Below are 20,374 nucleotides of genomic sequence, written 5' to 3' on the forward strand. Positions count from 1 at the left end.
GACTAATCCTTTGTAGCAATGCCTTCACAATTCTTAATGCCATAACCAATTTTCTTCAGCACTTGAATAAGTTCGAGCTTCTCCTCATCTGTCGCAAAGGACAAATTGTCAGAGATCAACTGAACATGCTTTGGGAAGATAGTGTCGAAGTAGCTTCGTCCTTCCACCATTAATGCTACATTCGTTTTGCGTCGATCTCCCGGTATTGGAAGTCGTGCCACGATCCCCTTCTTCTCCAACTTATCTACCACATAAGTGATGCTCCCGCTTGGAATCGAGAAGGTTTCGCTTATTTTCTGGATCGGACGCGGACCATTATTGTATAGAAACTCGAGAATTTGGAAGGTTTCCCTGTCAAGGCCATAGCTCTCAATGTCACGTTCTAAGCTCCCGTACAGAGCATTCACCATGTTCCTTAATACGCGTGAAAGCCTTAAATCAAGAGCTTTACCCTCGGCATCACGTTCAGTCATTCTACTACCACCTTCTTTTCACCACTACATTTACACTAATATTATTTATCCTAAAATTATTTATTATAACAATATAAAATATATTATTAGAATTTCACTTTGTCAACATAAAAATAAACATAACAAAAAAGCCAGGTCCCTATGATCCTAGTTTTTTTAGGTTGTGGTGCAAAGCTCTAATTCATGATAATATCATTGAAATTAAGCCATGAGAGTGGGACATTTACTTTGGAAACGGGATTAGATTTATTTAAGTGGAAGCAGTATGAATCGGAGGTTATCTTGCTAACGGTAAGATGGTATTTGAAGTATAGTCTAAGTTATCGTGATTTAGTAGAAATGATAGAAGAACGGGGCTTACATATCGCTCATACAACGATCATGCGATGGGTTCATCAGTTTGGGCCGGAACTAGATAAGCGAATTCGTCCCTATTTAAAGCCGACTAATGATTCCGTGGATTCAAACGGCAATACGATTGATTCCATGTTGTCTGAAAATCGAGATGCTCCTGCGGCCAAACGATTTTTCATGAAGATGTTGACTTCACCACACAATCAATCGCCACGCGTGATCACTGTCGATAAAAACCAGCGTACCCTGCCGCAGTTCAGCAATTGAAGGACGAGAAAGTTATGAATCAAGAAACGTTACTTCGAAAAAAGAAATATCTCAACAATATTATTGAACAAGATCATCGATTCATAAAGAAAATCATAAAACCAATGTTGGGATTCAAGTCTTTCAAAACTGCCGAAAAAACTATCGCGGGAATCGAAGTCATGCACATGATAAGGAAAGGACAATCGAATGCAATCATTCGTCTGTCCTCTCTGCAGTTGTATTAATCAAAAAATTGTTTGGTTTGACAGCATAGTCAACTAACAATAAGACGGTTATCTTTTTTTAGTTTCAATAGTTGCACCAAAACCGCCGAACGTTTTACGCCCAGCGGACGAGACTATTTTCCTCACGTATCATATGGCTGACGATATTCCTCTCTGTATACCGGTAAGACGATACGAACTGTCGTACCGATCCCCAAACCGCTATGCAGCGTGACGCCGAACGATTCTCCGAATTGCAGCTTGATCCGGTCGTTGACGTTCCGAATTCCGTAGCCGATACTTTGATCTTTATCAGCGAATATTTTGAGAACGGTTTCCGGGCTCATCCCGATTCCATTATCGATCACTTTGAACACAATATTTCCTTCTTCGAGATACGCGACAATGCGGATATGCAAACGTTCCTCGAACATGGCATGCTCCAGCGCGTTTTCAACAAACGGCTGCAAGATCAACTTCACCGTGTCATACTCCAATACGGAAAAATGAATGTCATAGCTGACGTCCAACCGGTCGACATGTTTAATTTTTTGAATATCGATATAAGATTGAACCTGGCGGATTTCCTCGCGAATCGGGATGATCGATCTTCCTTGATTCAAGGTCAACCGGTAAAATGTGGCCAGTCCGCTCACCATCCTGTGCAGCTTGTCCGCTTCGCCCAAACGGCCCAACCTGCTGATCGAGGATAATGTATTGTAAAGAAAATGCGGTTTAATCTGGGCCTGCAGAGCATCAAGCTCCGCCTCTTTTTTTCGAAGGTTGCTGACGTATACCTCTTGAATCAATGCTTCGATATTTTCCGCCATCTCATTGAACGCGCCCGCGATCCGGGCAAACTCGTCCGTGCCGGTAAAACGGATGCGTTTGGAAAAATTGCCTTCTTGAAAAGATTGAAGCGACTGGACAATTTTTCGGATATGCTTGGTGAAGTAGGTGGATATAAGCGCGCCAAGCGCCAAAAAAATCGTAAGGCTGAGCAAACATACAAGCAATGTGACGTTTCTAACCTTATTTGCCCCTTTCTCCAGCTCATGGAGCGGGACAAGCGCCATAACCTCCCAATTAAATCCCTCAAGCGGCTCGCGAATTTGCAAATAACGCTCGGGCTGCGTGGTCCAGTCATGGGGCAAAGGATTCTGAATGCTTTGATAAATAGGGGTATTCCGTTCATCCGTTACGGCCAAGTAGCTCGGGACGCCCGTATTGCTGTTGCCGTAGTTCAAGTTTTCAAACAGATCATCCATTTTGACCGTAATGCGCATGAATCCTATTGGGGAGACTGTATGAAAATCCATCATTTTTCTAAGGAGCGAAACGTTGCCGAATTTCGCGTCCATATCCACTTGCTCCCACAACGAATCCGTCTTCAAAGCACTGAACATGCGGGTCCAATCGAGGCCTTCGATTCGCTCAAAATGAAACAGCTCGTATTTCTTTCCTTTCGACAACGGGTCTTGTTCCGTGTTACCGAAAAAAATCTCAGGGAGCGTGTCGTTATGCAAAAACAAATCCAATGCGATATGGTTCGATGTCAAATTTAAAGCGGCCTCCAATCGCGGAACTACATTGTTGGAGGTTATCTGATAGCTGTCGTAAGGCTCCACCCTTTTAATTAATACCTGCTGGAGCGATTGATCCAGGTAGACTTGATTGTCGACACGTTCGACCACTTTCATCTTCTCGAGGATATTGTCGCGAACCTGCTTCAACGTTCCGGTTGCATTTTGAATTGTCTGCTCTTTTACATACTGGACGGATGTCGTATACGCATAATAGCCGATCGAAACGACCGGAATCATCACCAGCAGGAAATAAGAAATCATCAGTTTATATCCAAACGAAACCGTAATATCGGGAAACCGTTTCATCCTTTTACACCTAACTTTGTTTACGGTAGTCTACAGGGGCAAGACCACAGGTCATCTTGAAATGCCGGCTAAATAAGGTAAGATTCTGGTAACCAACCCGGTTTGCAGCTTCGTATATTTTTATTTTCGGATCGTGCAAAAGCTCTTTCGCCCTCTCCATCCGTTTCCTTGTCACGAAATCGCCAAATGATTCATTCGTTGCCTCTTTAAACACGTAACCAAGGTAATTTGGCGAGAAACCGAATTGCTTCGCGACATCTCTCAGCTGCAGCGAATTCTCAAGTTGCTCCGCGACGTATTGCTCGATTTCGCCGATCAGCTTACGATTCGGGTTTTTCTTTTTTAAATGCAGATGCTCGGAAACTTCGAACAGCCGCCGGCGCAGCCAGGCTTTGATATCGTCGATCGTTTCAAATTCATAAAGCGCATTCAAGCTATTCAGCTCTATGCTTAACAAATCATAGAAATTAGCATTCAGCGACCGCAGGAAAAAATCGATCTTGGAAATCACGTACAAAGCAAAGTTATAGACGGTGAGCTTTTCCTTCAAGCTGTGGACCAGATTGAACAGCTGCTCCAAGCAATCGTAAATGCGGACAAGCTCATAATTGGCGGTAGCCGCGAGCATCACTTCCATAATTTGTTCAAGGTCGGATGTCGATTTGACGATCTCCCTCTCCGTACTTTCCAGCGTGATTACTCTGCATTTGCCAAGAAACATTTTGGTGGCGAGCGCATCCCCCGCTTGCCGGTAAGAGCTCGGCATGTCCTGGATGTCCGATACCGGCGAGCCCAGTCCGACCGTAATGGTCTGGCTCGAATGCGTTCGCACATGATCGACCAGAGACTGCATTAATGTTACCGGATCGATATCCTCACCGGATAAGACGAGCACAATTTTGTCATCATCCGTATTGCAAAAAAAACCAAGCCGATGCATGTGAATAAAATCGGTGACCAAACGAAGAACATGTTCAATTACGTACGATTTCTGATCGTCGGAAAACTGCTTCAGCTTCCACGCCCGATCGTCGATTTCAATAATACCGACACTGCCTTGCCCGACCTGCTGGCGAATGCGGCGCCCGTCGTAAAGAAAGTCAAGCTTCTGAAAATCGATGGCACCCTTCAACCACTGAAGCAGCATTTCGTTTTGCAGCAGCGGGATCGACTCCTCGATTTGCGATTCTTTCTTTTGCCGTTCCCGTTCGTAATTTAATTGCTCTTTGACCAGCTGCAGCGTATTGAGCAGTTCCTGATCGTCCACCGGCTTCAGAATATAAGAGCTGGCATTCATCTTAATCGCCTTTTGGGCAAATTGGAATTCGTCGTGTCCGCTTATAAAAATAATTTTCAGCTCGGGTGCTAAACTTCTAGCCTGTTCTGCAAGCTCAAGTCCGGTCATAATCGGCATCTTGATGTCGGTTATCAGGACGTCCACCTTGTGTTCCTGCAGCACTTTCATTGCGGCAAATCCGCTGTTCGCTCTCCCAACGATCGTCATGTCCAGCATCCCCCAAGGCATGAACCGCTGCAGCACTTCCAAGTCTAATTGTTCATCGTCTACCAGTAACACGTTGTACATGATTATCATCCCTATAAATGGAATATGGAGAGCATACTATAGAGTATACTCTCCCAAACGGTTAGTCAAACAAATGCATTATTTGCCACCAATTTTCTTTAGATTATCCTGCCATTTCTTCTGGACAAAATCGATAACCTTCGGAAACCCGGCTTTTTTCATATCGTCGTTCGTTTTTGCCAAAATCGACAGGACTTCTTCATCGCTCTTCGCATAAATCATTTTAGAGAATCCCTGGTCAAAAATATCTTTCGCGGCCTGCAAGACAATGCCTTCATCGGAATCGCCCTGCGGGTCCGTATTGGCAAAGGCGGTAATATCCATGGACGTTTTCCAGGTAACGTTGACCTGCTGCGTCGTTGTGAAATCTCTCTCGGATTCCTTAAGCTGCTTGTCTCTGGCAACCTTGGACAAGTCAACCCAGGTCGCGTTGCCAACCATCATATTATCGGAAATGTGCAGCTTGTCAAGCTCTGCTTTGTCCATTGTTTTATATTTGTCGTTCGGAATCGGAATGCCGTTCTCATCTTTTTTGTCCCAAAGCAATCCCTGAGGGCCAAACCAAAGGACGGCTTGCCCTTCATCGCTGGTCGCCCAATCGAGGAAAGCGAAAATGCGTTCCGGATCTTTTGCTTTCTTCGTGATGACGATTTTGCCGCCGCCTTCTCTTCCCGTATAGTTCGGATAAATTTTGTTTTTATCGAGACCGTCCTTATGCACCGGCCAAATAAATTCGTATCCGCTTTCAGGATCCTGTGCTCTGAGCTTCGAGTTCGGAACGCGGGCCCTGCTGGAAAGATTCGATTCGATCGCGACAGCTACTTTACCTTGGCTGAGCTTTTCGATCATTTGATCAGTTTTTTGGGTAAAGACGTCCTGCGTCATCAGCTTGTCGCGGAACATCTTGCTGGCGAAGAGCATGAAATCCTTGAAGGCCGGATCTTCCGTAATCGACTTCAGCGCATTGCCTTCCGGATAGAACATTCTGGTTATAAAGAAGGGCGGACTGTTTTCTTTGAATGCTGAATACATCATTTTGATCGCACTAGGATTGCCGACTTCAAGCGGAATGACGTTCGGATATTTCTCTTTGACCGTGCGCAAGTAGCTTTCCAAATCCGCTAAAGTGTCAAGTTTCGGAGAACCGAGTTCTTTATATATTTTCCGGTTGACGGCATAGCCGCCATTGCCGTTCAAATGATCGCCGCCTACGTACCAATCTGGAATCAGATACAGCTTGCCATCACTCGAGCGGTTGATGTTGATGATTTTATCGCCGGCCGACTTTTTCAGATTCGGGTATTTGTCGAGATATTGATCAAGCGGGACCAATTGGCCTTCGCTGATCAAGCGGTCCAGCTCGGGGCCCGCACCCAGTGCAATAACGTCCGGCAGATCGCCGCTGGCGTACATGGCGTTAAACTTTTGCTTGGCGTTGCCGTTCGTAGGCACGTAGCCCAGCGAGACATTCTTGTTTTCCTGAATCCATTTGGTTGTGACCGTTTCTCCCCAAGGTGCGGGCTGCCAGTCGTCGTCGAAATTGTAATAGCTAAAGGAAAGCGGCTTATCCATTTCCTTCGTAGGCGAAGCGGTTTCTTTCCCTTCTGCCGGTTTGGCGGCGCCATTGTCGCTCCCGCATCCGGTAAGCAGCGTGCCAAGCACTAGCGCAGCTGCTGCTGAACCGGCGAACCATGTTTTCTTTCTCATGTGACACTATCCCCTTTCGTAATCACTAGTATATGTTAAAGCCGTCACCGGCATCTAACAACAAGCGTTATTCTTTCAGCGAACCGACAAGCACACCTTTGACGAAGTACTTTTGCACAAACGGATAGACGAGCATAATCGGGATGGTCGCCACCATCGTCGTGGACATCACAATCGACTTGTGCGTAACGCTCTGCAAGCCGAGCAAAAACTCCTGCTTCGTTGCACTTACTTGAGTAGAAGACTCGACGGCAACAATCGAGCGGATCGTTTGGTTCAAGAGCACCTGGATGGGAAGCAGCTTCTGATTCGTAATATAAATCGAAGCGTCAAACCAGGCGTTCCAATGGCCTACTGCCGTGAACAGCGACAATGTGGCGATGACAGGCCCGGATACAGGAAGGACGATCCGGAAAAAGATCCCGAGATGATTGCAGCCATCGATCTTGGCCGATTCTTCAAGCCCATCGGGAAGCCCCTGGAAAAACGTGCGGAATATAATCATATTCCAGACGCTGATCATACCGGGTATGACAAGCACCCAAAACGTATTCATCAAATGCAGCTCTTTGATCAACAAGTAGGTCGGAATAAGTCCTCCGCCAAAATACATCGTGATCACGCAAACGATCATGTAAAACTTTTTGCCGATCAAATCCCGTTTGGCCATCGCATAGGCGAACATGGAAGTAAACATGATGGATAGAAAGGTACCTACAACCGTTCTCGCAACGGTGACCCATAAGGAATGAATCATTCGGTTATCCTTGAAAACGTACCGGTAATTTTCCAGCGTAAATTCCCGCGGCCAAAAGGTGATGCCTCCCGCAGCTGTGTCATTGCCGTCGTTAAATGAAATAACAAGTGAATTCCAGAACGGATACAAGGTTAAGAAAGCGAGAATAATCAAACTGGAATAAATCACAATATCAATTACATAGTCCTCAGTTGAGCGCTTCAAGCTGTCTCCTCCTTTCTGAACGCGCTTACCATAAACTGGTCCTGCCCAGCCTTCTGGCTACCCAGTTGGCCATAACGAGCAGTCCAACACTGATGACACCTTTGAAAAAACCGGCGGCCGTCGCATAGGAATAGCGGTAGTTTTCAATCCCTACACGATATACGTACGTATCGATGATTTCCGATACGGGTCTCAAAACGACGTTCATTCCCTGATTCGTCAACAGTAAAATTTCTTCAAATCCTGCATTTAAAATTTGACTCACCGACAAAATCAAGAAAATGACAATAACCGGGGAGATCGAAGGTATCGTAATCGAAAATAACTTCCTTAAACGTCCGGCGCCGTCGATCGAGGCCGCCTCGTATAAGTGGGGATCGACGCCGGCGATGGCCGCTAAATAGACGATCGCGCCGAACCCGATCTCTTTCCATACGCCTGAAGCAATCAAGATCGTCCAGAAATATTCGGGAATCGACAGCCAGTTGACCGGTTCTTTAATCAAGTCGAACTTTTGCAGCACCATGTTCAGGCTCCCGTTATCGACGGACAGCATCGAGATGACGAACCCCGAGACGATAACCCAGGATATAAAATGCGGCAAATAACTGATCGTCTGGACGAAGCGCTTAAACGCGCCATTTTTAATCTCGTTTAGCATTAAAGCGAGAACGATGGGCGCGGGAAAAGCCACAAGCAGCTTAAGCAAACTGATCACGACCGTATTGCGCATAATCACCCAAAATTCAGGAGCATTGAAAAACATCCGGAAATGTTTAAATCCGACCCAATTGCTCCCCAGAAGTCCTTTTGCCGGACTGTAGTCCTGAAATGCCGTCAGCACACCCCACATCGGAATATAGGAAAAGATGACGATCAGGAGAATGGCCGGAATCACCATAATTTGCAAATCCCATTGCTGTAGAAAACGTCTTCTCATCAAGCTCACCTCATTATTCCGTCTTACAGTCTCTAATTTGATTCTAGCGGTTATCCAAAATGAAAAATACTGACGCTATCAACGAAACCTGCACTTTATCAACAAAGTATCTTGCTTTTATACACTTGCAAACTTGACCGCGGTCGGCTTTAAACCTGTGGAATACGCCCTTACCATGATTTCCCCGGGCGTTTCCCGGGATTGAAGCAGCACTGCCGCAATACCGGCTTCTGCCCGTGCCGGATTTGCGCCAACGATAACGGCAGGACCCTCAATATCAAACAAAACCTCATTGTCGGCGGAAGGAACCACGGTTCCATTCACGTCCTTGATTTCGGCATAGACAAACACAAAATCGGCGCCGTCCGCGGCAAGCTCCTTCCCGCTCTTGTCGATGCGGATGGATAGGTCCTTGGGCTCCAGCGGCGTACGAACAGCGCACTGTGCGGCTTCTTTGCCGCCTATTCGCGCGATAGCACTCAATTCCCCGGGCACATACGTCACACCGGTAAAGGTAAACGGAGCATGCGCCAAATTGCGGCAGTTACCGCCGTCATGCGGGAATACCTTCATATCGCCGGCATCCGTTTTTCCTTGTACGCTTCCGTCCTTTCCCTTGTGCTGCTCTTCATCCGTTAGCCAATAGTCCACTTCATAACCGGTAATACGTTCACCGTATTCCGTGTCCGGACCTTGATCAGGTAGTTGTACGCCGACCGATACTCCATTGACGAACAGCTCTACCCCTTCGCAGTTGGAATAGACGACGACTTTCGCCGGCGAGGTGCGTTCCGACCATTCATTCGCGATGAAAACCATCGGCCCGCTCTCGGCATGCTCGTGAACGATTTCCGGGTTTCTTTGGCTTTGATAAAAATAGTACACATACTTAGGCAGCCGGAACGTATCGAGCGCCCCGCATTCCGACAGCCGCGGATAACAGCCGCGGTTATGGTCGATACCGACCCACGAAGCGTCCCCAAGCGACCAACGGTTGCCGCGGTTCCGGTTCAGCGACCATTGATAATTCCAAGCTTGCAGCAGCAGCTTCTGCTCTCCGACGCCGCGCGATACTCGGCTCGTGCTCTCGTGACCGCCGAACTCGTAATCCCCGTACTCTCTATCAAACCCTCCTTTGTCAGGAAGGACCTCCTCCAGAGGACGTGTCAAGTTCTCGTCGTTCCATAGTGTATACGGCACGTCAAAATTGACGTAAGATGGATTCGTCCGTCCGATCGTATCCCCGCATGTAAACATTTGATCCCCGGGATACTCTTCATGCGCAATCAGATGGCATTCATGAAAAAATTCGTCCGTCGCCCCTATTCTGCGGTGGTACGTTTCGTTCAAGCTTACCTCCCACATGATGACAGATGGGCGGTTCCGGTCGCGACGAATCATATCCCGGATGTTCTGGCGGACAAGATCCTGGAATTCGCCTTCCTCGCAGTACTGCCAGCCCGGCACCGGTTCGGCAACCATCAGTCCGAGCTCATCGCAAGCGTCAAGAAAGGCGGGCGCCTGCGGGTAATGACCAAGCCTGACGAAGTTGAATCCGGCTTCCTTCAGCTTTCTCGCATCGCGGTAATGCGCGTTGTTCGAAGCTGCATTCCCGATATAGGGAAACTGCTGGTGGCGGTTCGTTCCGCGAATGACAAGCCTTTCTCCGTTAATCGCAAAGCCGCCTCCTTTACTGAACGCAATCGTGCGGATTCCTATGCGGGTGTAAACTTCGTCCTCCGTATGGCCGTCGCCTATGACTTGCGTATGCAGCGTGTACAAATAGGGAATGTTCGGATGCCAAAGCCGTGGTTTCGTTACCTTAAGCGCTTGCCAGAATGTTTGCTCTTCCCCTGCGTAAACCGTCTCACTCGAACTCTCGGCTGAAACAACATGCCGGCCCTCTTGATCGAGAAGGGTTGTCACGACTTTTACTGTTTTGGCCGCGTTATGCTCATTAAGCACATGAGTCTGAACTTCGACCGTCGCCGAATCTTTCGAGACGTCTGCATACCTGACAAAAGTCCCGCCACCCGCCGCTTTTCCGGCGTAAACGGCGTCCGTGACATGAAGCTTCTCCGTGATATGCAGCCGCACATTGCGGTAAAGACCGCCGAAATAGGAAAAATCCAAGCTCTCAAGCGGCCTTCCCGGCGGTATGATTCCGCTGTTTCGGTTATCGAGCCGAACGGCTACAACATTGGGTCCATCTAAATTGACATCATCCGTGATGTCCACCGTAAACGGCAAAAAACCGCCTTTATGGTTGAGCTTATACGTTCCGTTGACCCATACGTCAGCATGTTGCATAGCCGCTTCGAATTCCACAACAATTTTCTTTCCCGCATCTTCTTCGTATACGGTAAAATGCTTGCGATACCAGCAAATCCCTTGAAAATGCAGATCGACATGCACGGATTCGATTGCCGGGGTATGGGGTAAACAAACGGTGTCCCAGCCTTCATCCGAAAATTGTTTCCGTTCGGCGCCAATGATATCCTCACGAATGAATTTCCAGTTTCTATTGAAATTTATAGTTTGTCTAGAGCGATTTTTCAGTGTCATGTATGACTTCCTCCCTTATCGTTATTTTACTTTTTTAAAGCTTTGTAAAACTACTGCACGCATCAACGAAATGTACACTCCAGCAACGATCATGATGTATGGCTGACAAAAAAAGATGTTTCGGAATGAACGTTTCCGAAACATCTGTATCCGACGCGCCAATCAAGCTTTGTCATACCGAGTTGATCACCTAAATCGTATCTTCAACTTTAGGAAATTTGAAATTCTCCCGAACCGAACATAAACCAGTTAAGTTTACACATATTTTGACTCGCGCCATGAAACACAAGAAATATCTTTTGCTTTCCAGTTACTTTTTTTGTAAGGTCACTTTTCACATTTACATACTTATTTATATCACCAGTATTTAGAATAGGAAGAGTGCTTATCAAATCGCCGTCAATGTGATCGATTCTTACCTCAATCGTACCCCCAGTTAAAGAACTTGCTACTCTTGCATTTAACCATACTGCATCGCCGGCACCAAAATCGGCTTGATCATATTGCAACCAATCTCCGTCTTTTAGATTCGAAATACATAGATCATATTCGCTGTTTGGATCATCACTTATCCATTCTGTTTTTGGGTTTATTTGGAGATCCTTATCTGAAACAAACTTTTGATCATCGTAGCGTGCAGCATCGATTCTTCTATTTATCCCAAATAGATTACCTTGATTTTCTGTCGTTATCAGTTCAAAGGAATCTACATCTACATATCCGCCAAGCTTTATTGTTGCATAGTTAAAAATGCCAAATCTCATTCCAACGTAGGTTCCATAACGCATATCGTATCTTCCGCCAAGACGTGTAAAATGAATACCGTCTAAACTATAGGAAAACTCCATTCGATATTCATGTCGTGGAATCTCAGCTCTGAACCATACGTTTTGAATATCTATAGATACATCGACGGATACAAGTTCAGTCATATTATCACGAATTACAATAGATTTATGACTCGCTCCATTTTTGATCCCTATAAAGGTAAACTCTCTTTGCATGATACATAAACCTGCAGTATCGCCATCGGCCATATAACTCGCATCTAACTTCACAGTCCCTACACAATCCGGACCAACAACCCGCTGTGTAAGCGTATTTCTTGCATAGGTTAAGTTATCTGTTAAGCTTGATGTTTTGAGTCTCATATACCCAGGTCTTTCTTCAAGACTCCATTTACTGTTATCCGGATTGTGATTCCATTGCCACTGTAACCCTAACACATTCGCACTAAAATCATCCGAAGTTGGAAGTGCCTTAGGTTCAACATGACCTAAATTCGGGATATTAGGCTTTCTATAAGTAACGACAGCTTTTTCACCGTCGACTTCCCCCATGTACGGCCAACCGTCCTTCCATGTTACTGGCTGCAAGGTAGGCACCCTTCCAAGTTTCGATCGATCTTGAAATATAATTGCCCACCATTCTAATGTACCATCTTCTTGAGGAACATCGACAATCCCCCCTTGATGAATACCATTGCCCCAGAAATTCATAAAGCTTGCCATAATATCCTGGGCTTCATAAGGTCCGTGGGCTAAATCCTTGGTTCGAATGGCAACTTCTTTTTTTGAGCCATGCTTCCAAATTGGCGTCGTTAAAATATAGTAGAATCCATTGATTTTATATACATGAGAGCCCTCATTATACCCATAGTAACGATGACCGGGACATGGATAAGAGTAAATCTTCTTACCGTTTTTTGTAGCTCCAGGTTCTCTCTTGGATCGAATAGATAATCGGCCTGTTTCTTCATCTACGATCTCTAACTCACTTATATAGAGTTCTCCTTGTCCATGCACAACATAAACTTTACCGTCATCGTCAAAAAATAATCCTGGATCATAAAGCTCGTCTTCAAGTTTATAGAGTGTCCAAGGCCCCTTAGCTTGATCTGCAATACTTACATAGGCAGCATCTTTATTGATATTAAACATAAGGTAAAATTTTCCTTTATGATACCTTAGACTCGTTGCCCACGGACCCTCATCATAAACATCGCCATTGATAAGGTCGTATTGGTCACCTTCCATCCTATCAACAGCATAACTTTCATATCCCCAATTCACCAAGTCCTTAGAGCTCATAATAGGACAACCTGGAAATAAATGCATACTCGTTGAAGACATATAGTAAGTAACACCAACTCTTATCACATCATTATCCGGATAGTCCCCCCACATAATTGGATTTGTATAAGTGCCATTTCCATTGTCAGCAATCCATCCATTTGCAGTTTCTGTAACATTTCTTCTCATAGTCGTAGACCTCCCATTTTTTTGGAATTACATAACCGATATGATCATGATATAGCTAACAAAAGAAAAAAGATGTTTCGGAATGGAAAGAACACTTCCGAATCATCTGCATCAGAGTTATACGCGTAAATCAAGTTTTGTCATGCCAGCCGGAAACTGTTCTGGCATTATGCAGCCGCATTAATCCGGTGTGTTCATGATGCTTTTATAAAATTCATTCAGCTCAACCGACTTGCCATTATGAAGTCTCGAATGCTCGGCAGCGAAGGCCATCATATGGCTTCTTACGGAAGCCGAGGCCGAGGAGAGGCTTTCTCCGCCTGCAAAGCTTCGGACCTCGCTTAAGAAACTGCGTACAATGCCGCTGTCCCCTCCGCCGTGACCGCTTGTTTGCAGCGGAATTTCAATGACGGTTTCCTCATGGGTCAAGAAATCGCGCACAACGATTTTGCTATCCTCAGCCCGAATTTCGCCACCCGTTCCCATGATTTGAATTCTCCGCTCCTGGTGCCTCGTAAATCCGCACATGCTGAACATGGCGGTAGCACCGTTCGCAAACTCCATATTGACCACTTGATGATCAACCACGTTATTATCGCTTTTATAAACACAGCGTCCGTAATTTGTCTCTTGAAGTCCTTTGACGATATTTTCTTTGGTCAGCTCATCGACGAAATGGCGCGCCCAGCTCTTGCCTTCCCCGAAGTAAAACCGGGGCGCGGAATACGGGCATTTGGACTCAACAGCGCATCCGCTGAGACAATAGTCGGTAGCTCCCTCGGGTGCATTCTCCGAACGAAAATGCATCAGTGAACCGTATGAACTGACGCGCACGCACGGCTGATCCATCAGCCATGATAAAACGTCCATATCGTGGCACGATTTGGCCAATATCATCGGGCTTGACGTCTCCGAATTGTTCCAATTTCCTCGTACAAAGCTATGGGCGATATGCCAATATCCTACATTTTCGTTCAATTGAATCGACACAACTTGTCCTATTTTGCCATCGGAAATAACTCGTTTTATTGCAGACCAAAACGGCGTATAACGAAGCACATGGCAAATCGTTAAAAGACGTTCGTTTTCCTTTGCCGCCAGCTCCATTTCGATACACTCCATCGGAGATGGCGACATCGGCTTCTCCAGCAGAACATGATATTTTTTCTCCAATGCCTGCATGGTCGGCTCGTAATGCATCTGGTCCTGTGTGCAAATGACGGCGATATCGGCCATTTGCGGTCGCTCCAACAGCTGCTCCCAAGATTCAAAGCAACAATCAGACGGTATATTATGAAGCTCGGCAAAATTATTTCTTCGGCTTTCACTTGCTTCGGCAACGGCGACAAACTTCAGTTCATGCGGATAATCGAGCGCATAAGGTGCGTAACTCTGTGCGCCTCTAGCACCTGCGCCGATCAATATAGCGGTTAATTGGGTCATTTTCATCCATCTCCTCTATGCCTAATTGTATTAAGTGAGGGGGATATAGTTCTAGTTATCAAACCAACGAAAAGTGAACTAAATCAACGAACTTGGAGAATTGGGCCATGATCGGAATCGGCAACGGAGGCGCGAATTGACGTTCGAGGAAAAATTCGAGAAAATCGCTGAAGCCGGTTTTACCGGTATTGTCGGGTTCGTGCCGAAGCCGGCAGAGGCCGAGCTATGGCGCAAAAAGCTGGACGAATACCGTTTCAGCTTCGGTGCGCTGGCCTTCCCGCGGAAGCGCGAGGATTTGCGCGAGCTGCTGCAGCAAGCGAAAGATTTCGGCGCGCAGTACGTCAATGCACAGGTGATGGATTCATTCGTCATCGGGGATGAGGCGATCGCTTTGTTAAACGGACTGATCGACGAAGCGGTTGCTGCGCAAATGCCTGTTTTTGTGTAAACCCACCGCGGACGCGTTACCCAGGATCTGCACCGGACGGTGGAATACGTTCGCGCCATACCGAATTTGCGGCTAACGATCGATTTGTCCCACTATGTTGTCGCCGGCGAAATGACGGGCGAGTCCGAGCAGGCTGAGCCTTTCTTCGACGAACTGCTGCGGCGAACTACGGCGATCCATGCCCGCGTTTCCAATGGGGAGCAGATTCAGGTGGATATCGGGCCGAACGCCGAGCATCCGATGGTGCCGCATTATATGCGTTGGTGGGAAAAAGGGGTGCGGAATTGGTTGCAAGACGCGCAGCCGGGAGATATGCTTCCCTTTCTTCCCGAACTCGGGCCTCCCGCTTATGGCATCACGTCCGACAACTATGCAGCGGAAAGGCTGGAAATTTCCGATCGCTGGGAGCAGGCGCTCCTTTTCAGGCAACTTATCTTGGACGTTTGGCAGCGTGCACGCTGCTAGAAACATCTCAAGTAACCAAACGTTCATATGTTCATCAATAAAGGAAGGAGCTCCGGTAGCGAGCTCCTTTAACTCTGATTCATAAGATTTTATAACTCCAGCAATGCTGCAGACATCGTGAACATTTGCGTTTCTCCACCTTGGATAAGCTTCGCAGTTCCATGCACACGGCGTCGGCTATACCATGAGTCGGATAGCTTGAGAATGGCTCCAGTCCGATGTTGTAATGCCTGCCAAACCAATCTTAGAAATTATGACGCCACACAAAACTAATTAAAAGCAAAAAACCATCAAGGTATGAGCCTGCGACATTTAAGTTCAAATTCAATGACATTTTATCTTCAAATCAGCGATATTTTAATTACAACACACATGAATATTTATTCATTTTTTTGTATAATCATTTTTTTGAAACAAAAACTACAACAAACTTTGAAACATTTACAGTTAAGAAAAAACCAGGGCTCCCGCCCTGGCTCAATACTAAGAACACCTGCTATATCCGCAGTTGACACAATTCTTACACCCTTCGCTGTTAACCAGCGAAGCGGATCCACACGACGGGCACAGGTCCTTCGGCGCAGCGCTAGCCGCGCTACTGCTATGACCCGTGTGCCCGTTCGCAGGCACTACTGGTGCTGGCGCATCCAGCACTTCACTCGTCGCGGTCACGTAGTTCCGCGCGTCGTCTTGCTCGTTCATCACTTCGTCGTGCTGCTCGAGCGCTTTGGCAACCGCATCTGCGATAGACTCGACGCGGTTGTTGCCGAAGCCAATGGCGCCAGAGCCACCAATGCCTTTCAAGTGCTTCACGAGCAGCTTCACTTTATCGCCGTGATCGCCATAGCGCAGGAACAAGGAGCACACGCGACCGAGTGCTTCGGACATCGCGAACACGTCGGAGCCTGCTTTTCCTACGTTGAGGAAAATTTCACTCGGCGTACCGTTCATATCATTAATCGTGATATACGCCATCCCGAATGGTGTGTTCACTTTATATGTTGCACCGCGTAGAATTTGCGGACGGCGCTTATATTGTTTATCGAATACTTGCTCTGTCTTCGCATCCACATCTACAGCTAGTTTGCCTGATAGATTAGTAAAGCTATCTGCTTCTTTCACGGCTTCCGCGGCAACAGCCACTGGAGCTGCTTCTGCTTTCTTCTCTTCCTTTTTATCCGCGCTAGTACTCAATACTTGCACGTCACGGCTGCCATCACGGTAGATTGTTACACCCTTACAACCTAGATCGAAAGCCAATTCATACAAGCGTTTCGTTTCTTCCACAGTGAAGTCTGCAGGACAATTCGCTGTTTTGGAGATCGAGCTGTCCACCCATGTCTGAATCGCAGCTTGCGCTCGGATATGATCTTCTGCAGTCAATGTCATGGAGGTTACGAAGTAGTCCGGCAGCTCTTGACCCGGATTCGCATCTTTCCACTCCTGTGCGATCGGTACATATTGTTTATCAAAGCCAAGACGGCTTTGACGGAAATATTCAAAAGCAAAGTATGGCTCAATGCCCGTCGAAGTACCGACCATCGTCCCCGTACTTCCAGTAGGCGCTTGAGTGATTACTGTTACATTCCGCATACCATTTTGCTTAATCGCTTCGCCCACTTCAGGGAATACTTTCGTCATGTTTTTCATAAATCCGCTCTCAAGGAATTTATCTTCAATAAACTCTTTGAAAGACCCTTTTTCACCGGCAATTTCAGCCGATGCCAGATAAGCTTCTCTAGCCATAAAGCCATAGATTTTGTCCAAAAACTCCAGAGATTCCGGACTTCCGTACCGAATTTTCAATTTAATCATCAGTTCAGCAAGACCCATAGTACCTAAGCCTACGCGGCGCTCGCCTTGTTGATTCGTACGGTTTTCTTCGAAATGATAAGGTGTCTTATCGATAACATTATCGAGAAAGCGAGTCGAATAACGAACCACTTTGCCCAAATCTGCCCAATCCACATCATGATTCTCCACGTCATAAAACTTAGATAGATTAATAGCGGATAAGTTGCAAACGCCCCAAGCCGGCAGCCCCTGCTCCCCGCATGGATTCGTACAAATAATCGGATTAAAGTACCAACTGTTGGACATTTGGTTGTAGTATTCCAAGAATACGACACCCGGCTCAGCTGATTTCCAAGCAGATTCAATGATTGTATGCCAAACATCACGTGCTCGTACAGTACGATAAGGCTTGACGGCTTTACCTAGTTTTTTCCAAGCATCTAAGTTGCCATCCCATTTATCATTGTAATCAGGATCCGTCGTATCCGGGAAAACAAGCTCCCACTCGAGATCTTCCTTAACGGCTTTCATAAATCCATTGCTTACACAAACGGATAAATTTGCATTCGTAATTTGACCCATCGTTGACTTCACAGTGATGAAATCCTCAAGATCAGGGTGCCAGTCATTAATCATAAGCATAAGTGCTCCGCGACGGCTGCCTCCTTGTTCGATTAAGCCTGTTGTATAGCTAAAAAGACCTCCCCAAGAAACAGCACCGCTGGATGATCCATTAACACCTTTCACAACGGAACGGCGTGGACGAAGCGAAGACAGATTGATACCGACTCCACCGCCGCGTGACATAATTTCTGTCATTTCCGAGAGTGTACTCATAATTCCGCCTCGGCTATCGTGTGGTGACGGAATAACATAGCAGTTAAAAAGGGTCAGTTCATCACTTGCATCGGCACCAGCAGCAATACGTCCGCCTGGTACAAGCTTCCAATCATCAAGGATGTATCTGAATTTATCTGTCCATTCTTTACGTTTCTCAGGAGTTGCCTCTACGGATGCCATTGCACCTGCCAAGCGGTCCCACATTTCTTCCGGTGTCTTCTCAATATTTAAAGTGAGCTTTTCAACTGCGGATTCAACAGTCTCACCGCTCCGTGTTTTTACTTTAACGGTATCTCCTACACGACTCACAATTTCTCCAACTTCTTTAGCTGGGAATTTGGGGTCATCCTTCGTCAAAACGAGAACAGTATCCCCCACCTTGGCGAAACTCGTATCTGCATTTTTCAGTGCATAACGATCCAAAAATATTTTCTCGCTTAAACCATCCAACCTCTTATTTGACTCTACAATCCCCATGCATAAGTCCCTCCCAATAAGCTACAGATTCAGCTACAACTAAAATTAAAGTTACTTTATGAAGTTTATGTAAAATTACAATATGTGGTGTGCGAAATCCATTATACCTCACTATATATTGATCTTCTAATAACTAAAGAACCAAATTTCGCTATTAAGACAACCCTTAATCATACTAGCTAATCCTTACTTACTAATTCTCTCTTTTTCGCGCCCAGAATAACCAAATATAATATTCAACCAAGCAAGATGTGTTAGGTCATGCAGATCGTTTTGACGATCGTTAAATCCTCTGCTAACCTATAGATAGGATACCACATTTTATTTCTTTTTAGAACATCTGTTCGATAAATACTTTTATAAAAATATGGGATAAGATTTCAATACTACTTTCATATGAAAACACTTGAGGAGATGTTGGATATGTATTTCTTTAAAAATAAATTCGTCAACAAGAAGGACGTTCTTCTTTCACCAGATGATCGTGGGTACTATTTTGGAGATGGGATATATGAAGTATTCCGAGTATATAACGGGAAAATTTACGAACAAGCTGCTCACATGCAGAGACTCCAAAGAACCGCAAGTGAAGTGCGGATAGAACTACCTTTTACTATTGAAAAAATGGGTCATATTCTCACGCAGCTTATTGAAAAGAATGGTCTCAATGAGGGTACTGTTTATATGCAAATCACCAGGGGCGAAGCTCCCCGGGCACATCCGTTCCCCGCTCAAGTCGAGCCCATTCTGCTGGCCTACTGCACAGAGGTGCGCAGACCCATCGCTACGATACATAATGGCATTAATGCAATCACGTTGGAGGACATCCGCTGGCTGAGATGTGATCTCAAAACGCTCAATCTTCTCCCAAATGTCATGGCCAAACAAGCAGCACTCGATCACGGGGTGCAAGAAGTCGTGCTGCACCGAAATGGCACTGTCACAGAATGCAGCGCCTCTAACTTGATGATGATCAAAGATCGCGTGCTTTACACACACCCAGCTAACCATTTGATCCTTCATGGTATTACTCGGGCTGTCGTTTTGAGATTAGCTCTCTCACAAGAAATCACAGTTAAAGAAGAACCCTTTACGACAGAGCAGCTTCTGCTGGCTGATGAAGCTTTTATCACGGGAACTACCGTGGAAAATACACCTATTTTACAGATTGATGGCAAAGCAATTGGAACTGGCGCGCCGGGTCCGATTACTCGCAGTCTGCAGAGTGAGTTTGAACGTACTTTTGCACAATAAAAATAAGCGCGAAAACCGCGCTTTCAAGGAGAGCTCGCCGAGCCGACAGTGTCTGAGAAGCTGGAAATCGACTTCTCAGCAGACTGTCACGCGCGTCAATGCAGATTAAGCTCGGAAAACGCGCTTATTCTGGAGCGCACGGACAAATAAGCGTAAAAACCGCGCTTTCAATGAGAGCTCGCCGAGCCAACAGAGTCTGAGAAGCTGAAAATCGACTTCTCGGCAGACCATCCTGCGCGTCCGCGCTGAATAAGCGCGGAAAACGCACTTATTCTGGAGCGCAAGGACAAATAAGCGCGAAAACCGCGCTTTCAAGGAGAGCTCGCCGAGCCAACAGAGTCTGAGAAGCTGAAAATCGACTTCTCAGCAGACTGTCACGCGCGTCAATGCAGATTAAGCTCGGAAAACGCGCTTAATCTATGGGTAAGCTTTGCTTATCCCA

13 protein-coding genes and 1 pseudogene are annotated in these 20,374 nt (G+C 46.2%); 4 read left to right on the forward strand and 10 right to left on the reverse strand.

The genetic code is table 11. The features are described from left to right. Nucleotides 1-2: 2 nt before the first annotated feature. Nucleotides 3-473, reverse strand: coding sequence for a MarR family winged helix-turn-helix transcriptional regulator (locus GC102_RS24250; RefSeq protein ID WP_171691775.1), 471 nt, complete (start codon nucleotides 471-473; stop codon nucleotides 3-5). 183 nt (nucleotides 474-656) lie between these two features. Here GC102_RS24250 and GC102_RS24255 point away from each other — a divergent pair. Next, nucleotides 657-1,350 (forward strand): annotated as a pseudogene (locus GC102_RS24255) (IS6 family transposase). Nucleotides 1,351-1,443: 93 nt separating this feature from the next. On the opposite strand, the gene GC102_RS24260 reads toward GC102_RS24255, so the two are convergent. The 8 genes from GC102_RS24260 to GC102_RS24295 form a co-directional block, all read right to left on the reverse strand. Then, nucleotides 1,444-3,192: a sensor histidine kinase gene (locus GC102_RS24260; RefSeq protein ID WP_171691776.1), complete on the reverse strand. Its 1,749-nt coding sequence runs from the start codon at nucleotides 3,190-3,192 to the stop codon at nucleotides 1,444-1,446. 10 nt (nucleotides 3,193-3,202) lie between these two features. Then, nucleotides 3,203-4,777, reverse strand: a complete 1,575-nt coding sequence (locus GC102_RS24265; RefSeq protein WP_171691777.1) for a response regulator — start codon at nucleotides 4,775-4,777, stop codon at nucleotides 3,203-3,205. Between the two features lie 78 nt (nucleotides 4,778-4,855). Beyond that, complete coding sequence (locus tag GC102_RS24270) at nucleotides 4,856-6,484, reverse strand: extracellular solute-binding protein (protein ID WP_171691778.1); 1,629 nt, start codon at nucleotides 6,482-6,484, stop codon at nucleotides 4,856-4,858. Nucleotides 6,485-6,551: 67 nt separating this feature from the next. Beyond that, the gene (locus GC102_RS24275) at nucleotides 6,552-7,445 is read right to left on the reverse strand and encodes a carbohydrate ABC transporter permease (protein ID WP_171691779.1); all 894 of its coding nucleotides are present in this window, start codon (nucleotides 7,443-7,445) and stop codon (nucleotides 6,552-6,554) included. 25 nt (nucleotides 7,446-7,470) lie between these two features. Beyond that, complete coding sequence (locus GC102_RS24280) at nucleotides 7,471-8,385, reverse strand: ABC transporter permease (protein ID WP_171691780.1); 915 nt, start codon at nucleotides 8,383-8,385, stop codon at nucleotides 7,471-7,473. Nucleotides 8,386-8,502: 117 nt separating this feature from the next. Beyond that, the gene (locus GC102_RS24285) at nucleotides 8,503-10,950 is read right to left on the reverse strand and encodes a glycoside hydrolase family 2 protein (RefSeq protein WP_171691781.1); all 2,448 of its coding nucleotides are present in this window, start codon (nucleotides 10,948-10,950) and stop codon (nucleotides 8,503-8,505) included. Between the two features lie 209 nt (nucleotides 10,951-11,159). Beyond that, nucleotides 11,160-13,211, reverse strand: coding sequence for a family 43 glycosylhydrolase (locus GC102_RS24290; protein WP_171691782.1), 2,052 nt, complete (start codon nucleotides 13,209-13,211; stop codon nucleotides 11,160-11,162). Between the two features lie 180 nt (nucleotides 13,212-13,391). After that, nucleotides 13,392-14,654, reverse strand: coding sequence for a Gfo/Idh/MocA family protein (locus GC102_RS24295; RefSeq protein ID WP_171691783.1), 1,263 nt, complete (start codon nucleotides 14,652-14,654; stop codon nucleotides 13,392-13,394). 136 nt (nucleotides 14,655-14,790) lie between these two features. Here GC102_RS24295 and GC102_RS39645 point away from each other — a divergent pair, with 136 nt between their 5' ends. Both GC102_RS39645 and GC102_RS39650 read left to right on the forward strand, forming a co-directional pair. Then, a complete protein-coding gene (locus GC102_RS39645; protein WP_246321089.1) occupies nucleotides 14,791-15,102 on the forward strand; it encodes an IolE/MocC family protein in 312 nt (103 codons plus the stop codon). 39 nt (nucleotides 15,103-15,141) lie between these two features. After that, nucleotides 15,142-15,567, forward strand: a complete 426-nt coding sequence (locus GC102_RS39650; RefSeq protein ID WP_246321090.1) for a hypothetical protein — start codon at nucleotides 15,142-15,144, stop codon at nucleotides 15,565-15,567. 483 nt (nucleotides 15,568-16,050) lie between these two features. On the opposite strand, the gene GC102_RS24305 is transcribed toward GC102_RS39650, so the two are convergent. Next, nucleotides 16,051-18,678 carry an adenosylcobalamin-dependent ribonucleoside-diphosphate reductase gene (locus GC102_RS24305; protein ID WP_171691784.1) on the reverse strand — a complete coding sequence of 876 codons (2,628 nt, stop codon included), beginning with the start codon at nucleotides 18,676-18,678 and terminating at the stop codon, nucleotides 16,051-16,053. A gap of 423 nt (nucleotides 18,679-19,101) precedes the next feature. On the opposite strand from GC102_RS24305, the gene dat reads away from it, so the two are divergent. Further along, nucleotides 19,102-19,932 carry a D-amino-acid transaminase gene (gene dat / locus GC102_RS24310; protein ID WP_171691785.1) on the forward strand — a complete coding sequence of 277 codons (831 nt, stop codon included), beginning with the start codon at nucleotides 19,102-19,104 and terminating at the stop codon, nucleotides 19,930-19,932. Nucleotides 19,933-20,374: the final 442 nt, after the last annotated feature.

The sequence above is a fragment of the Paenibacillus germinis genome (genome assembly GCF_013141785.1).
Classification (GTDB): domain Bacteria; phylum Bacillota; class Bacilli; order Paenibacillales; family NBRC-103111; genus Paenibacillus_E; species Paenibacillus_E phytorum.

What these genes read in the sequence shown, in the direction of transcription:
- GC102_RS24250 (WP_171691775.1), bottom strand. Translation starts at nt 473, where the DNA reads ATGACTGAACGTGATGCCGAGGGTAAAGCTCTTGATTTAAGGCTTTCA.
- GC102_RS24260 (WP_171691776.1), bottom strand. Translation starts at nt 3,192, where the DNA reads ATGAAACGGTTTCCCGATATTACGGTTTCGTTTGGATATAAACTGATG.
- GC102_RS24265 (WP_171691777.1), bottom strand. Translation starts at nt 4,777, where the DNA reads ATGTACAACGTGTTACTGGTAGACGATGAACAATTAGACTTGGAAGTG.
- GC102_RS24270 (WP_171691778.1), bottom strand. Translation starts at nt 6,484, where the DNA reads ATGAGAAAGAAAACATGGTTCGCCGGTTCAGCAGCAGCTGCGCTAGTG.
- GC102_RS24280 (WP_171691780.1), bottom strand. Translation starts at nt 8,385, where the DNA reads ATGAGAAGACGTTTTCTACAGCAATGGGATTTGCAAATTATGGTGATT.
- GC102_RS24285 (WP_171691781.1), bottom strand. Translation starts at nt 10,950, where the DNA reads ATGACACTGAAAAATCGCTCTAGACAAACTATAAATTTCAATAGAAAC.
- GC102_RS24290 (WP_171691782.1), bottom strand. Translation starts at nt 13,211, where the DNA reads ATGAGAAGAAATGTTACAGAAACTGCAAATGGATGGATTGCTGACAAT.
- GC102_RS24295 (WP_171691783.1), bottom strand. Translation starts at nt 14,654, where the DNA reads ATGACCCAATTAACCGCTATATTGATCGGCGCAGGTGCTAGAGGCGCA.
- GC102_RS24305 (WP_171691784.1), bottom strand. Translation starts at nt 18,678, where the DNA reads ATGGGGATTGTAGAGTCAAATAAGAGGTTGGATGGTTTAAGCGAGAAA.
- dat (WP_171691785.1), top strand. Translation starts at nt 19,102, where the DNA reads ATGTATTTCTTTAAAAATAAATTCGTCAACAAGAAGGACGTTCTTCTT.